This window comes from Vibrio celticus (assembly GCF_024347335.1).
Classification (GTDB): Bacteria; Pseudomonadota; Gammaproteobacteria; order Enterobacterales; family Vibrionaceae; genus Vibrio; species Vibrio celticus.
In genome coordinates this window covers 49747-65965 of record NZ_AP025464.1, presented here as the reverse complement: position 1 = coordinate 65965, position 16219 = coordinate 49747, and the positions used below count along the sequence as shown (strand labels likewise).

The window sequence follows — 16219 nt, the reverse complement described above, 5'->3', positions numbered from 1 at the left end:
CTTTTTTCTTGCGGTATAACCTCCCGCCGAACCATATCTTCATTTACCCCACCGTATCAACGAACTATCCTCACCCAATAATGGTTTCCTCATAGTTGCTTACGAATGAGCACAAACCGATTGCACAGCCGAATCATAGGCTGCACCTCCAAGGTGCCCATTAGCATTGAGATCGAAACTGTTGCTGGAAAGATGACAATAAAAAAGTCCACAGTGTTACCACTATGGACTTTTGCAATGAACATATAAATGTGTGTTCAGCACCAACAGTTACGCTTCGATGATTTCCGGTTGTACCCCTTCAATACGATAGATCTCTTCCAATAAAAGCTTTCTTAGCTCCGCTTTCACCGGCTTCAGATCTTCATTAGCCACCAAGTTTTCTAACTGATTAGGATCATCAACTAGGTTGTACAAGAACTCTTCTTGGTACACCCCGCTGTCTTTCTCGATTAAACCACTTTGATCCGGAGCTGATACCGAATACGTCCATGAATCAGTACGAATAGCACGGCCAATCTGTGACTCACTGATCTGAATAAAGCTAGCATTACTCTTCTTAGCGTTGTCAATATACAGATCTTGAAGCGGCTGACCCTGCATGTAGCTAGGTACTTTAACGCCCGCAGCCTTCAGCAGAGTTGGAACTACATCAATGATGCTTGCATGGTCATCTATCACCTGACCTGCTTTCGCACGTGGATCGTAAATCACGAACGGAATACGAATCGAAGAGTCGTGACATGAACGCTTGTATTCACCATTGCGTGTCTTGAAGTGAGAGCCGTGGTCACTCAGATAAACGATTACAGTATTATCATCTAAGCCTTTATCTTTTACCGCTTGGCGAATCTTTCCAACATTTTGGTCGAGATTATTACAACAACCTAAATAATCTGGGTATTCTTCTGCCCAATTACCATCAACAAACGGTTCTAGATCACCAGGGACTTTGAAGTTACTCCATTTCTCTTGAGAGCCATGGGGACCTTCATACGTATTTTTGTCATTCTGATGATGTGGCTCTAGATAAGACAAGAATAAAAAGAACGGCTTCTCTTCTTGGTAATTATCGATGTAGTCTGTCGTCAAGTCAGTCAAAAAATCTGCGCGATATACATCTTCATCCCAACTTACCTTGTTGCCATCGATGTCAAACATATGTCCGCCATAGCCATGCGATGTGCCTTCAAGGATATCGGAAGCAACCCAAAAGTCTTTATAACCACCTCGATACTGGTTTGGTATTGCTGTGAAACAATTATCGATAGTTTCACCTGAGCTTTCTGTCGGTGCCGCTACAACAAAGCCCTCATGAGCAGTGTTATTTGAAGCTAAGTGCCATTTACCGACGTAACCGACACTGTATCCTTCATCCGAAAGAAAGTGAGCCACGGTTTTTTGACCTTGAGGAAGAATAATGTCATTTCGGAAACAACCAGTTTCGGTTGGATACAATCCAGTTTGCATTGTCGAACGTGTAGGACCACATACAGGGTTGACTGTGAATGCGTTCTCGAACATAACACCGTCTCGTGCAAGCTCGTCCAGGTTTGGTGTTACAGGCAGTTCCTGACCGTAACAACCCAACGTATCCCAACGCTGCTGATCGCTAAAAATTACAATAATATTCGGCTTGTTCATATTTACCTCTTGATACTAATTTGTTTCATAGCATTAGCGGATCATAGTTACGCTAGATAAAACATCTCTGTTAACTCTGTGGATTTAGGGCTGCTATCTGGATTCGTCTCCATGATATCTTCCATATAACTCCACCACTTCTGGCAAGCTTCAGCTTTTGAAACATCGTTCCATTTATTAGTAGATTCTAACTCAACATAACCAAACAGACAACCTGTCTCCTCGTCTAGGAAGATAGAGTAGTTGTTTGCTCCCGCAGCTTTAAGTACATCAATTAACTCAGGAAAAATATTGTCGTGACGCTTTTTGTATTCTTCAAACTGATCCATGTTAACTTTGAGTTTAAACGCTTTTCTAATCACCTAACGCCTCCTCAAGCCAATGCTTTTTCATTCAACGTAACGTTAAATGCAGATTCTAGCTCTTTGAACTCTGCTGGTTGAATAGTTTGACGTTTGCCACCCATCGCGAGAACTTTTACTAGTATTTCAGCGGCCTTCTCTGCGGTATCCATCAAGCCAAACGCGAGACTTAGGTCTTCCGCAGAACAGAATGTACCGTGATGAGCCCAAATAGCCACATCGTACGTTTTCATCAGTTCGCTAGTGTACTCAGCAATAGCACGACCACCGGGAACCATCCATGGGACAATGCCCACACCAGCAGGGAATACAACTGGGCACTCCGTCGCCATTTCCCATAGTTCACGAGTAAACGTCTCAGCTTCCAGCGGCAAAACAAAGGTAAGCGCGATTAAATTTGTCGTGTGAGAGTGCATAACAACTCGATGCGCTCCACCCGTCGCGTCAAACTTGACTGAATGATTCATAAGGTGCGCAGGCAACTCACTCGTCGGTTTCGCGTCGTTAACAAGACCCCAAAGTGTTCGGTATTGAGTGCCATCTTCTGAAACTTGGATAATTCCAGCATTTTCTTCAATACAAACTTCTACGTTTCGAAAGTACTTACCACTACCGGTAACGATAAAGTATTCATTTGCAAGATTGGAAACCGTTACACCGATCTCCAGCCATTGCGATGTTTCTTCAAAAAATGGACGAGCTTGCTCTACTTCGGATTGAGTCAAACGGTAGGACAAATTGCCCCCATTACGCTCATGCCACCCTTTCAACCATGCGTCGTTGGTCGTCTTTTTAAACTCTTGTATAAATGCTAACTTATCCATTATTTGCCTCGCTTAAACAGAACGTCTTGCTCATAAACCTCGATCGCTCTAAACCAATCTTCGTTTGCTGGTACATCATTCAATTCACAGAAATAGTTCCAAATATCACCCATTGGATAGGTTTTTAGCTCTTCCATCAGAACCAAGCGCTGTGTGAAGTCGCCTTTATCTTGCAACTCAGTCAGCTTGTCATGTGGCATAAGCATCGCTTCAAGTAGCGCTTTTTGCATATTGCGAGTACCCAATACCCACGCAGCTACGCGGTTGATGCTTGCATCAAAGAAATCTAAACCCAGGTATATTTTGTCCAAGCTGTCTGTACGAACTAGCTCTTTCGCGATTTCTTTAACTTCGTCATTTAGCGTTACGACATGATCACTGTCCCAACGAACAGGGCGAGTAACGTGCAAAGCAAGCTCATCTTGATAAAGCAGCATAGATGAGATCTTGTCCGCAACCGACTCGGTCGGGTGATAGTGGCCATTGTCTAGCAAACAAAGCTTATTGTTCGCGACCGCATAACCCATATAAAACTCATGCGAACCAACCGTGTAAGATTCAACACCAATACCAAATACCTTTGACTCTACTGAATCCTTGTTGAACTGCTCGTCAACGTCAACAGCAAAAATCTCATCTAGAGAATCTTTTAGGCGCTGACGCGGCGCAAAACGGTTACTTGGGGTGTCTTTATAACCATCTGGAATCCAGATATTTGTCAGACACGTTTGATCCAATTCCTTACCGAAATATTCGCCAATTTTACGTGAAGCAATACAGTGCTTAATCCAGAAATCACGGATCTCTTTATCAGGGTGAGACAGTGTCAAACCATCACTCGCTTTCGGGTGAGAGAACATACTAGGGTTGAAATCTAGGCCTAGAGCACGCTCTTTCGCCCATTCGACCCAACCAGCAAAGTGTTCTGGTTTCAACTCATCACGCTCAACCGCTACACCATGTGTTTCTGCATAAAGAGCGTGGAGGTTAATCTTGTGCTTGCCTGGGATTAGACTCAGTGCTTTGTCTAAATCAGCACGTAACTCTTGTGCATTTGTTGCTTTACCCGGGTAGCTACCAGTAGCAGAGATACCACCAGACAGTTCATGAGCCGCTTCCTCGAAGCCCGTAACATCATCACCCTGCCAACAATGAATAGAGACCTTAACGCCTTTTAATTTCTCAAGAACAGCATCTACATCAATGCCCCATTTAGCGTAAAGTGACTTACTCAGTTCGTATCTATTTTTTAAACTCTGTTCCATGATAATTCCTAATTAAATGCTGTTTCTAATATAATTTTTCGCTTGTTTTAAATGAGCAATTTCGCCCATGGATAACATTTGTACAATAATATTACCCATACCAGTTGCTTCTACTGGGCCGACAATAACTTCTTTCTTGGTTTCCTGTTCAATTAACTCATTGAGAAACTGATTTTTACACCCTCCACCAATGATATTGACTTTATCTACGGTTTTTCCGGTAATACTGATAAGTTCTTCAATGTACTGGTTATAAGACTTGGCTAGGCTTCGATAAACACACATGCAGACTTCACCTGTTGTTTGTGGGATGTCTTGTCCAGTTTCTTTACAATAATCGACAATTTCTTCGATCATGTTTTCACTCACAAAGAAGCGTTCATTATTGACATCGATAACAGAGGTAAAATCACTGGCTTCTCGTGCCTGATTGGCTAATTCTGCATATGAATACCTGTATTCCAATATTCGTGAAACTTCTTGAACGATCCAAAGACCCATAATATTTTTCAAAAATCTAAATCGTTTGTCGTAACCACCTTCATTAGTGAAATTGCTTTGACGAGAAATATCAGAAACTATCGGTTTCTCAAGTTCAGTGCCCAACAATGACCAAGTACCAGAACTCAAAATTACACCATCGTCTTCGAGTTCTAAAACACTGGCAATAAAAGCAGAAGCTGTATCGTGTGAAGCTGGTAATACTACTTCGCAATCAAAGCCAATCGCCTCTTGTATTGAGGATTTAAGGTTTCCAAGCTGATGACCAGGGTATTGGGGTTTAGTGAAGATATCTTTGCTGATACCACATACTTCAAGTAAATCTTTATCCCAATCATCAGTATCAATATTTAGCATTTGAGTTGTTGTTGAGTTGGTATACTCATTCGCTTTAACACCCGTTAGCAGATAGTTGATATAATCTGGAATCATCAAAAACGAGCAGGCTTGTTGCTTCTCTTTTGAACCCACAGACTTCATCTGATATAAGGTATTAAAACCCATAAACTGAATGGCAGTTTTGTTATAGATTTCTTGGTGCCCAACTTGATCACAAATATCATCCATAACACCTTTTGTACGACTATCTCGATACGATACCGTATTACCGATAATATTCTCTTCATTATCCAGAAGAACGAAGTCAACACCCCAAGTGTCAATACCGACGCTTTTTGGTATCTTGCCGATCGTGACACATTGTTTTAGCCCTTCGAGAATATGACTAAATAGATTATCCAGCTCCCAACATAGTTGACCATCGACTGATGAGAGTTTATTTTCAAATCGATATATTTCTTCAAGCACTATTTGTTCATTCTCAATATGCGCTAATAAGTGCCTTCCACTAGAAGCACCAATATCGACTGCCAAAAAGTAATTCATAACCACCTCCTAGTGTTTGATTTCATCATACAAGAATCAGCAGTTGGTAAAATGCGTTAAATTGCCCTTAATGGTGTCATTTTTTGCTACTCAACCAAGCGTACCCAATAAAAAATACCCTTTAAATTAAGTCAATTAAAAACAAAAGCTACGCTAACAGGAAAGAAGACCACCAAACAAACGATATGTTATTTATCGTCTTTACAATAAATCAGTCAATAATTGCCACTGAGAAATTGGTCAATAATCGTATCACTTGGCTTGAGTGTATGAGACAGTTAGGTATTTATGAAGTAAGAAAAACCAATCACCAAGGACGGTAACTGGTGAACTAGACTCAACATTAATAAGGAAATCTAACGAATTAATCACACTAAATAGTCTAGCTTAACTAATATTTAACTTATGATGGTATATTAAAACCAAATATATAAAAATAGTCATCCCACCCCAACCTCATACTTAATTATTACAAGCCACTGGAACTACTAGTGATATTTAAAATTAAAGTTACTTCCGAATAAATCTCTAAAAATGAGTTATATAAGATTTTACACATCATATTTTTAAGTTCTATCAGATTAGTGATATGGCCTGATAAAGGCTTTGTTGCGTAATTAAGTTTAGAGATAGAGCCACCCCGTTTCGCGTATTTCTTAGTCAATACGACAAGTTTCAGGCATACCTAACCCAGTAAGCTTGTTCAACGCTTTTATCATCGCGTAAGTTTCACCCACCTGTGCATTGTAATTTCTTAAGCTCAGTTGCCCTCCTAGCAACTGTTTAACTCGATACATCGCTGTTTCTGAGAGTGAACGTTTGTGGTATCCATACCGCTCTTTCCAATACTTATTTGAGCCGTATAATTTCTGGCAACCCACGGCGAGATTTCGAGGGTGACCACGTTCCCAGAAGGCTGCCTTATCTTGGGGAATAAGCGCAATGGCTCCTTAATCTTAATAGCAGCGTGACACGCTCTCGTGTCGTAAGCGCCATCACCAGACACCTCAAGGATACTTCGGCGTGTTTGTTTCAGTAAGTTAGGAGTACTTCTCCATCTGTAACCCTCGATAAACTTAGCTCGGCGGCAATGATCTCATGAGTGTTGGTATCGACGGCAATATGAAGCTTTCGCCAGACTCTACGCTTGCCATCCGTCCCATGTTTTTGACTTTCCATTCACCTTCGCCATAAACCTTAAGGTAGTAGCATCAATAGCTAGGTGCTGTATAGCTCCTCTCGTTTTAGTCCTAAATGAAACCTCAACTTGCTTGGCTCTACGACTGATGCAGGTGTCATGCGGACAACTTAACGGTACATTGGCTAACCTAAATATCGAGTCGATAAATCCTTGAAGCGCTCTCAATGGCATAGAAAAAACTCGTTTCACCATGAGTGCTGTCGTGATAGCTAAATCACTGAACCGATGCGGCCTCCCGCGCTTATTCTGTTTACTTTGCGCCCACCCGCTTATTGCTTCTTCATCAATCCAAAAGGTCAGAGAGCCACGGTTAATGAGTGATTGGTTGTATTGCTTCCAGTTGGTTGTGTTGTAACGAGGCTTAGGCATAGGGCTACGAGAGAGGGTGGAGGTAGCTGATCAGATCGTAGGTTCTTGATTTAGTTCCATTGAATTACGCAACAAAGCCCCTGATAAATTGTAGTTGATACCTACATGCAAATTTTGCCTTACAACAACCCAAAAATAGGCATGGAAATAGTAATCCACCAACTTTACGATATCATTATATTTCTTTATTCAAAGAGTAAAAAATTAATAATCCATAGCTTTCTAATTTTAGTTTGTTATTTAATAAAATATATAAGGAACATTAATGACGATTACTAATGACAACTTGTCACATACACAACCTGTTACCACTACGCCATCTCGATTTAAGAAACGCCTATTGGCATCTGCCATGATATTGTCTCTAGGCACAACCGCATTCAACGCGACGGCAGATCAGACAGAAAAAGACAAGGGTGAGATGGTTGACTACTTTGCTAACAATGGATTCGGGAACCCTCTTGCCGTGGTCCAAGCGCCAGCAGGGATCTATGAGAATGGTATTACTTATCTTACCTACCAAGGCGACCTAGAAGATCCATATGTCGTTGCATACAACCACGAGACAAAGGAGTGGCAAGGTCCAATAAAAGCCGGCTTTAGTGAGTTAGGTAAAGATAACTATTGGGCTCCATCTGGCCGTGCTATCGACAACCACGGTAAGCCGACGATGATTATTGACGATCTTGGTTTCATCCACATTTTCTTTGGCGGACATGGTGGTGGTGCCCGCCATGGTGAGAACCCGTTGGGCGATGTTCATGATGGAAAAAATAAGCATATCGTTTCAAAAAAACCACACGACATTTCTGACTGGGTAGAGCTTGACAATATTCCTCCATTTGGCAACTACAACCAAGCGGTCAAAATGGATAATGGCGATATCTACCTGTTCTATCGCCATGGTGCTCATGAGAGTGATTGGGTGTACCAAAAATCGACAGATCATGGCCGTACGTTCGAAGACCCTGTCTCATTCCTCAAACACAAAGAGCGTGATGATGTAGAGGCCGTAGACAGTTGGTATGCTTGGGCCGTCAAGGGACAAGGCGATGACATAATCATCACCTACGACTATCACCTGTGTTGGAAGACCCACGCAAACAATGGTCGCGGACACACGACAGAACGTCACAACACTTACTATATGGTATTTAATACCAAGGAAGGGACATGGCGTAATGTCCAGGGTGAAACGTTCGACCTGCCGGTTACCAAAGAGCTCGCAGATAAGAAAACACTCGCTTTTGACACCGAAGACAAGTGGACCTTTAATGGTTCAGTGCATTTAGACCAAGATGGTAACCCTCATATTGGGACAAACATTGGTGTCGACTTAGGCGTTAAGAAGACGGGTGGTCCAAAACAGACGTCCCACATTCGCTGGACAGGTGAAGAGTGGATAGGTGGAAATCCCGTTAACCCTGCAGCAGTAAACTGGGGCGTCGATACTCGTGGTGATTTCTTTATTTCATCACCTGAAAAAGTAACATTTACACTAGGGTATAAGGAAAAAGGTGATGGTGTCGTAGCCTACTTTACTTCTGAAGATGGTGGTCAGACATTTGAGAAGAGCACAGAACTCTTACGCAGAGCGAAGTCTGGTTGGTCTATGTCCGCTATGATTAGCAATGCTCATCCAGATGCACGACTGTTTGTTGCCGAGAAAGCAAAAGGATCAACGCAATGGCGCAAGATGTACCTCCTCGGAGATAACGGACCAATCCAAAGGTTGCAGGAAGAAGCGCTTACGCGCACTGAATAGAAGCGATAATTAAAGTCTCAACTCATCTAGAATAAGGTGGGTTGAGGCTTTTTCATTTATCACCGATAACCAGAGATTAATCTGTCCCCATTTCAATCATCAAATCAACATCGAACTCATATTTTGCTTCCATACTCAGGTTATTACATTCTTCAGAGCTTAGACTCCAAGATTTATTCTCAATTCTATAACGTATTTCGTCAAAGAAATGCACCTGGTCATGAGTACTATTCGACGCTATCGCAACACCATATGCCTCACAAATATCTTGGTCTGTCATTGCATAGGCACTTAATGACATACAAACTGAAACTACTGCAATAATTGCTTTCATGTTTTATTCCTCATTTCAATGATGGGTCTCATTGTTAAATGTAGTCAATATCACATTTATAACAAAATTATTTTTTCAACACTCTTCACACAAGCAAATATAACCACTTAATAAGACTAAATTAGCCTAAATTACAATATTAACATGAAAATAAGGAGAATAAATGGAACCAGAAAACTAGTACTATCTATTGCTCTGTAAACACAAAAGCATAGCTAGTTAGTCATCATAGACTGAACCTTAAGCATTAAGACCAGCATAAATCCCGTCTAACGTGATGTTTTTCTTTGACTTCCTCTGGGCGGACTTTTGTGCGTTCTTAAATATATAGCTAGAGGCCCATTCCAGTTTATTACCTATTTCTGACCATGCCTTGTGGCTGATACATTCAAATATGGGCAACAGCCACACATCCACATTTTTTGCCGCCTTAAACAGCGAGACCGATGGCATTATCTGAAGCGCAGTACTGCGCCTGATGATCAGCGAGAGTAAACTGGCCCAGATAAGCCCATCAACGATGGCCTTTTGTGCGGTGACAAATCGTTGCCAGTTTGTGTGAGATTTTAATTCTTTAAAAAGCAACTCCACCTGCCATCGACAGCGGTAGATCGCCATTATGTCATCAGCAGTATAGGTACCTGAAGGCAAGTTAGTTAACCAAATACAGAATCGCTTTTCTTCGGCAAACCAACATCTTACCACTCTAAATTCTTGCTTACCACTACGAACTTTAAGGTCGAGTACCTGTGAGCGATTAGTACCTCGAGTGATGTCTTTGAGCTTCTTTCCTTCTAGTTTAGATAAATGCCGGCCCTGACCGTTTCTCGCTTCTATAACATGAGGATTCAGGGACTTTGCTCCTCGAAAAATATAGAAACCACCATACAGTTCAAGCTCAGTAAAGAATTGGAAGTCAGGGTACCCTGCGTCAGCCAACAACAATTTGTTACTCATTGTTTTGGGGGCGGGCAAAAAGTCTCTTTCTGATGCTGTATCAGCGCTGATGCTCATTGCGACTGGAGAAAAGCTTTTTAAAGACATTGTCATATGGCATTCAACTGCGGCTGGATTGCGTTTAAATCGGCTCGGGTAAACGTTCGAAAGGTCACGATGAATGTGGAAAGAGCTACCATCTTGAAGCAGCACATCATCAAAGGTGGCGAGTTTATCTGGTAGGTTGGCACTCTGCTGGCGAGCAAACTGAGCTATCGCTCGCATGGCCAATTGGCGCATGAATATCGGAAATTCTTCTTTTCTTAACTGGTTATGGTAGGGCTTATAAGCCACAGTATCTTTAGCGCTTAAGCACATCCCATTGAATTGCCTTAGTAAATCGGCAATAGATGAGCAGTTTCCTTTGCTCAAAGCGGCCACTAGGCTTACTACTAGCTGGTCGGGTAAGATAGCCCGACATCGCTTCATAAGTCCTGTACTTTTCGCCATTTTTTGAAGGCTATCAGCATTAAAGAATTGCTTAAACTGTTTTTGTAGGGAGATAATCGTCATCGGCTTCACGGTTGATATGGGTGGTTTGTTTGGCGACGATTATCTGATCATAAATGAAGCCTTTTTTCTATCTAAATAAATAGCTTAGAGCTTAAGATCCTGTCTATGAGTTAGTTATCGTTATCGTTATAGTTAATTTAACCACTGAACCTATGGTACTTTACGACTGCATTTACTCCCAAAAAAAAACAGGCCCTCTTTTGAGGCCCTGTTTTTTAATAATATCAGCTAAGCAATTTTATATTAAAAGCTATAGAGGAAGCCTACCCTTGTGCGGAGTTGGTAGTCTTCTGACCTAGCACTAACAGGAACACCTGCAAAAGTAACAAATGGCGTCCACCCCTTAGCCACTCGGTAATACGCTTTTAGCTCTAGGTGCTGTTTAAAGTCATGATTATTATACTGTTTTACATCGTCAAGGCTCTTAAAGTAATCATACTGTAAGCCCAAACGCAGCGCGTCGTCTATTCGATAATCTAGATTAAATTGGTATTGACTTTTTTGGGTAGTATCTTTGTCGTCGCTGCGAACATGAAACTCATGCTTATATTTCAACTCAGTAGAGAAACCGCTACCAAGCTGATAAACAAAACCCATTTGCGGTTTGTACAGAAGACCACTAGTTACTGATGTCACTTGAAGCTGTGGGACAAGCCTAATATCGTCATTAACGTTGTAACGATGGCCAAGTTGCACCTCACCACTACCCAATTGATACGTGCTTAGCGTTTCGCCCTTATGAGAAACCTGAGCGCCAAAGAACGTGTTACCAGAGCTAGCTCCAAGTTTAATCAGAGTAGCGTTTTTATTTATTGGGTTACTAGGATCGGCCAAGTGTTCTTGACGGACCATCAATGTTGCTGAAAGAACAGAGGTACTGATGAGGGTAGAGGTCACTGCTAATGCTATTAGATTTGCTTTTTTCATGTTTCAATTCCTTGAATTATAATTTTTCAACCAAGTTTGGAAATGGTATACACTTGGTTTATTTTTAAATATTTGTTCCAATGTTATAGTTACAATTATCCCTACAAGTTATAAGAATTATTTTTGTTAAATCCTGGGGCAATTTCTGCCTAACTACCTAAATAGTGTGATAGTAATTTTCAATATAATGCCGAAAATATTCTAATGTAGTGATAAAGTGTGCAAGCAATATATGACAAGTCATTGGGCAATAATAATTATTGTAGATAGCATGAAGCTCATCGATACTGATAGCGATGAATACATTTAATATATAAGGTAACGCGGTATGAAAATTATTGCACTTTTACTCAGTGACGGATTCGAAGAAGGTGAGGCAATCAACGTAATTGACATATTACGTCGCTTGGAGCTTTCGGTGAAGATATTGTCCTGCGATCAAACCGTTAGTCTTACCTCCTATCATGGGGTAAAAATTGTTGCCGATGACCTATTATCCTCCAAAATACAATGTGATTTTGATGCAATTGTTCTTGTTGGTGGTCCACCGAATACCGATAAACTAGGTACAGACAGTCAGGTTATCCGCTTTATTGAAAGACACATCAGCATGAGTGCCTATATTGCAGCGCTATGCTCCTCTGGTGCAAAAGTACTAGCCAAGAATTCACTGTTGGGTTCTCACCACTACGTTTGCTGTGGGAACTTCCACCAAAATTACTCAGATGGCTCATACATCAATCAACCCGTTGTGATGGACGGCCAATTTATTACCGGGCAAGACTATGGCTACACAATCGATTTTGCGTTTGCTATCGCAGAGGTTCTACTCGGCGACACCAGAACCAGATCAAATGACGTTAGTGATGTAGACTGGGTAGCGAAGCATATTAATTATCGTCGATTCACTGAATACAAACTCTGATAACTCACCACCGCTCGCTTTCAGTCATCTAGCTTTGATTTATATAAAAAGGGCCAACAGGATAATCAACTTGTTGGCCCTTTTATTATACTGTTTTATATTATAGATCTAAGTCAATAACTTGTAGATATAGCGGGCGAGAGTTACCCTTTGCACGTTCCATTAGATAATAATATAACTTACCATCTTGAATATGTACCTTACCGTGGCTAAACTTCTTATCTGATTTAGACTCATAGACACGTTCAAATTCGTTAGTTCCGCCTTTCGCTTTTTCAACATATGGTTTGCCATTTTTATTCAAACCAATGATATAAATATTTTCACCAGCAGTATAAATATTAGACGCACCTACAAAATCGTCAGAAATAATAAACTCTTTTGCACCAGCAGGTTTATATGAGTGTAAGTGAACCATCTCGAAATCTGGACGTTTGTTATCTCTGGACTTAACACGACTGATCATGTGTACATCGCCCTTCTCTGTCACAGTCCAATCAAAATTCTGTACAATATGCACCGAATCTTTTTCGGTATGACTAATGTAGTCGCCTGGCTCAAACACCTTAATTTCATCTGAGTTCACAAGTGGAAACGTCATGCTTTCACCTGAGTGGTTTTTCCATTGGCCATCACCACTAGGGCTATCAGAGTATGCGTAGTAAACGCCATTTTGATAAACAAATTTGTCGTCCCGTTTAGCACGCTGCTGGAAACTAACCCTGAGCTTACCATTAACATACTTCATGCTGCCGTACAGACCCCAGTTATAGGCATTACCATAGGATTTGGCATCTAAAACGTTAAATTGATTCCAGTCAGACCAATGGCCTTTCTCTGCATCATAATGAGCAAATACATACCCACCGTTGTTGTTACCGCCTTTACGCATATAAACCAGCAAGGTTCCATCATCGTTTGTGTAGAACGTTGGATAAGTGAGACCTTCGTAGCTGGCATAATCAATTTTACCACTAAGCGTTAAGTGCTTGTAGTCATTGTCACCGGCACTTAACGGGCTAGTATCCTTAACAAACTTATCCAACGTAAAATCTTTATCCACAACCTCAGCAGCCCCAGGCACACTGAATGAATAGCGGAAGTAATCTTCACTAAATGATCCATCTGCTGGTCTATCTTCGCCATATGCATGCATATCATAAAGCATATGAATCGTACCATCGATAGGACTTATCTCAACCGCGATAGTGTTGTGTGACTCACCGATATGCGGTTGGTTTAGAAAACCTGTATGTTGATGTGGGAACTCAATCGTTTTAATGGCACCGGTTTTGGTGTTAAGTCGACTTAACATGACGTGTCGATTTTGCTTACCACCACTATACCAAGTCATAAAAACGTAGTCTTTGTATGTTTTTACACTATCTCCATGAGCTGATATCTGAGGTCCAAACTTATAATCATAGACATCAGACCCGTTGTCATCGGCATGTCGAGCTTTAAGTCGACTTCCATCAAAATGTAGGGCTCCATCGGTGATTTTTACTTCACTCTCAAGAGCAATAGCAGCATTGGCTACTCCAGTAGGTACAAATAACATTGAGCCGAATATAGCACTCGCACATAAGCTAAATTTAAACATATTCATTGATATTCCTATAACAGTTATTTTTGCTTCTCGTTAATTGATAATTTTATTATTATTTATTCACGTAGCAGAATTTAGATACAAATAAAACCATCTATATCTTATCAAGAGACTAAATAGTAAGTAACACAAACTATTGCAACATCTAATGACAATATTTGCCATTTAAAAATCTAATATCACAGTTTACATGCGGCACAGTAAATTTGATATTTTTTATAACAATCACACTTATGAATTACTATGCCATTAATATATATTAGCTTACCAATACATATATCACTTCATCACAAAAAGATATTAATGATGTATTTATAGATCACTAAATCTAATGATTTCTTTTGCAGCGGATAAATCAACAACTTCTTTCATGGCGATCATCTGGGTGACTATGTTACCTATCCCCGTTGCTTCAATCGGGCCAATAATGACCTCACGCTCGGTTTCTGCTTTTATCAGTTCATTGAGGAACTCATTCTTGCACCCACCGCCAATAATATTGACAACACTAATTTCCTGGCCGGTTATCTCAGATATTTCATCAATATATTTCTTGTAACACCTTGCCAAACTACGGTAGACGCACGCACTGACTTCTCCTACTGTCGACGGTGGTATTTGGCCCGATTCTTTACAATAATTGACTATTTCCTCGATCATATTATCGTTTACAAAGAATCTTTGATCGTTCACATCAATTACTGAAGTAAAATCTTTAGCTTCTCGAGCTAGCTTGACTAGTTCAGAGTACGAATATCTATGATCCAAATTTCGCGACACTTCTTGGACAATCCACAACCCCATTATATTCTTCAAGAATCTATAGCGCCTGTCGACCCCCCCCTCGTTGGTGAAGTTCTTCGACCTTGACTGTTCGTTGACTATAGGATCGAGCAACTCCTTGCCTAACAGTGACCATGTACCCGAACTAAGAATGACACCGTTATCTTCTATGTTCAAAATACTAGCTATAAAAGCAGATCCGGTATCGTGAGTGGGGGGTAGAATCACTTCACAATCAAAGCCGACTTCATCTACTAACTCTTGTGTTAACTTGCCGACTTTTGATAACGGAGGAAGTGCTTCATGAAATACATCTTTTTTAAGACCAACAAATTCAATCAGATCTTCGTCCCATTTATTGGCTTCGACGTTATAAAGTTGTGTTGTGGTGGCATTAGTATATTCGTTGACTTTTTTCCCTGTCAGTAAGTAATTTAAGTAGTCAGGAATCATGAGGAATGATTTGGCTTGTAACTTAACCTCTTCTGGGAGTTTCTTTAACTGGCAGATGGTATTGAAGTCCATAAATTGAATACCAGTTTTGGCATAGAGCTCCTCATCACCAATTTGTGAACAAATTTCGTTCATAACGCCATTGGTTCGCTTGTCTCGATAAGACACTGCATTACCAATCAAACGATCATCACTATCAAGAAGGACAAAATCTACCCCCCATGTATCGATACCAAGTGCTGTTGGCTTCTTTCCCAATTTTGCACACTTCTTTAGGCCGGTTACTATTTCAGAGAACAGATAACCAAGATCCCAGCAAAGCTGATCGTCTACATTAAAGATTTGATTTCCAAATCGATGGATTTCTTCAATCTTGAGCTTGCCATCATCTAGATGGCCCAGCAAGTGTCGTCCGCTTGAAGCACCAATATCAATTGCTAAAAAGTAATTCATTACAACCTCCAATCGTCACTGATCGTTGATTATAATTGGGTAAAACTGTCCTATAAATACAAAGCTTTGCACTCCAAAACATCATTTTTTGCTAGATAGCCTGACCGTTGTCACAACTTGTCTTGGCAACGCGTATAGCGCTATGTTGTCGACTCCTCCGTGATATGGTTGCTTAAACCATAGCGTACGGATAACGAATGAATACAAGATGATCTTGTCGATGGCAAGGATAATCACCCCATCGTGATCGATACCAAAAAAAACACACCTCGAACCGTGCCATTGTTGACTGAATTCACACTTAAAATGCCGGTTCAATTATTTATTTTTTTTGTGTGTATATTTAAATATCAGTACGGCGCATCGCAAAAGTTGGTCGTTAGAAAGGCAATATTTGCGCAGTGTCACAC

12 protein-coding genes and 1 pseudogene are annotated in these 16219 nt (G+C 40.8%); 2 read left to right on the top strand and 11 right to left on the bottom strand.

The features are described from left to right. Window positions 1–270: 270 nt before the first annotated feature. From OCV19_RS16600 to OCV19_RS16575, 6 genes and pseudogenes are all read right to left on the bottom strand, one after another. Window positions 271–1644, bottom strand: a complete 1374-nt coding sequence (locus OCV19_RS16600; RefSeq protein ID WP_065677828.1) for a sulfatase-like hydrolase/transferase — start codon at window positions 1642–1644, stop codon at window positions 271–273. 47 nt (window positions 1645–1691) lie between these two features. Next, the gene (rhaM, locus tag OCV19_RS16595) at window positions 1692–2006 is read right to left on the bottom strand and encodes an L-rhamnose mutarotase (protein WP_065677829.1); all 315 of its coding nucleotides are present in this window, start codon (window positions 2004–2006) and stop codon (window positions 1692–1694) included. An 11-nt stretch (window positions 2007–2017) separates the two neighbouring features. After that, a complete protein-coding gene (gene rhaD, locus OCV19_RS16590) occupies window positions 2018–2830 on the bottom strand; it encodes a rhamnulose-1-phosphate aldolase (protein WP_065677830.1) in 813 nt (270 codons plus the stop codon). Beyond that, window positions 2830–4095 carry an L-rhamnose isomerase gene (locus OCV19_RS16585; protein WP_065677831.1) on the bottom strand — a complete coding sequence of 422 codons (1266 nt, stop codon included), beginning with the start codon at window positions 4093–4095 and terminating at the stop codon, window positions 2830–2832. Before OCV19_RS16585 ends, rhaD begins: the two co-directional genes overlap by 1 nt. Window positions 4096–4107: 12 nt before the next feature. Next, window positions 4108–5481: a rhamnulokinase gene (gene rhaB, locus OCV19_RS16580; protein WP_065677832.1), complete on the bottom strand. Its 1374-nt coding sequence runs from the start codon at window positions 5479–5481 to the stop codon at window positions 4108–4110. Window positions 5482–6137: 656 nt separating this feature from the next. Further along, a pseudogene (locus tag OCV19_RS16575) lies at window positions 6138–7051 on the bottom strand (IS5 family transposase). A 265-nt stretch (window positions 7052–7316) separates the two neighbouring features. On the opposite strand from OCV19_RS16575, the gene OCV19_RS16570 reads away from it, so the two are divergent. Then, the gene (locus OCV19_RS16570; protein ID WP_206377716.1) at window positions 7317–8816 is read left to right on the top strand and encodes a BNR-4 repeat-containing protein; all 1500 of its coding nucleotides are present in this window, start codon (window positions 7317–7319) and stop codon (window positions 8814–8816) included. Window positions 8817–8892: 76 nt separating this feature from the next. Here OCV19_RS16570 and OCV19_RS16565 read toward each other — a convergent pair whose 3' ends face one another. The 3 genes from OCV19_RS16565 to OCV19_RS16555 form a co-directional block, all read right to left on the bottom strand. After that, complete coding sequence (locus OCV19_RS16565; RefSeq protein WP_065677833.1) at window positions 8893–9150, bottom strand: hypothetical protein; 258 nt, start codon at window positions 9148–9150, stop codon at window positions 8893–8895. A gap of 240 nt (window positions 9151–9390) precedes the next feature. After that, window positions 9391–10659: an IS4 family transposase gene (locus OCV19_RS16560; protein WP_261875726.1), complete on the bottom strand. Its 1269-nt coding sequence runs from the start codon at window positions 10657–10659 to the stop codon at window positions 9391–9393. Between the two features lie 243 nt (window positions 10660–10902). Next, the gene (locus tag OCV19_RS16555) at window positions 10903–11586 is read right to left on the bottom strand and encodes an oligogalacturonate-specific porin KdgM family protein (protein WP_065677416.1); all 684 of its coding nucleotides are present in this window, start codon (window positions 11584–11586) and stop codon (window positions 10903–10905) included. 328 nt (window positions 11587–11914) lie between these two features. On the opposite strand from OCV19_RS16555, the gene OCV19_RS16550 reads away from it, so the two are divergent. After that, window positions 11915–12511, top strand: coding sequence for a DJ-1/PfpI family protein (locus OCV19_RS16550; protein ID WP_065677417.1), 597 nt, complete (start codon window positions 11915–11917; stop codon window positions 12509–12511). Window positions 12512–12611: 100 nt separating this feature from the next. Here the strand turns inward: OCV19_RS16550 and OCV19_RS16545 are convergent, their stop codons facing one another. Then, window positions 12612–14120, bottom strand: a complete 1509-nt coding sequence (locus tag OCV19_RS16545; RefSeq protein WP_065677418.1) for a BNR-4 repeat-containing protein — start codon at window positions 14118–14120, stop codon at window positions 12612–12614. A 312-nt stretch (window positions 14121–14432) separates the two neighbouring features. Continuing rightward, window positions 14433–15809 (bottom strand): rhamnulokinase, encoded by a 1377-nt coding sequence (gene rhaB, locus OCV19_RS16540; RefSeq protein ID WP_065677419.1) that lies wholly within the window; start codon window positions 15807–15809, stop codon window positions 14433–14435. Window positions 15810–16219 lie beyond the last annotated feature (410 nt).

Bases quoted from the DNA above. Each gene is read 5' to 3' on its own strand.
- rhaB (WP_065677832.1), bottom strand. From the start codon at position 5,481: ATGAATTACTTTTTGGCAGTCGATATTGGTGCTTCTAGTGGAAGGCAC.
- OCV19_RS16560 (WP_261875726.1), bottom strand. From the start codon at position 10,659: ATGACGATTATCTCCCTACAAAAACAGTTTAAGCAATTCTTTAATGCT.
- OCV19_RS16585 (WP_065677831.1), bottom strand. From the start codon at position 4,095: ATGGAACAGAGTTTAAAAAATAGATACGAACTGAGTAAGTCACTTTAC.
- OCV19_RS16555 (WP_065677416.1), bottom strand. From the start codon at position 11,586: ATGAAAAAAGCAAATCTAATAGCATTAGCAGTGACCTCTACCCTCATC.
- OCV19_RS16600 (WP_065677828.1), bottom strand. From the start codon at position 1,644: ATGAACAAGCCGAATATTATTGTAATTTTTAGCGATCAGCAGCGTTGG.
- OCV19_RS16565 (WP_065677833.1), bottom strand. From the start codon at position 9,150: ATGAAAGCAATTATTGCAGTAGTTTCAGTTTGTATGTCATTAAGTGCC.
- OCV19_RS16550 (WP_065677417.1), top strand. From the start codon at position 11,915: ATGAAAATTATTGCACTTTTACTCAGTGACGGATTCGAAGAAGGTGAG.
- OCV19_RS16545 (WP_065677418.1), bottom strand. From the start codon at position 14,120: ATGAATATGTTTAAATTTAGCTTATGTGCGAGTGCTATATTCGGCTCA.
- rhaD (WP_065677830.1), bottom strand. From the start codon at position 2,830: ATGGATAAGTTAGCATTTATACAAGAGTTTAAAAAGACGACCAACGAC.
- OCV19_RS16570 (WP_206377716.1), top strand. From the start codon at position 7,317: ATGACGATTACTAATGACAACTTGTCACATACACAACCTGTTACCACT.
- rhaB (WP_065677419.1), bottom strand. From the start codon at position 15,809: ATGAATTACTTTTTAGCAATTGATATTGGTGCTTCAAGCGGACGACAC.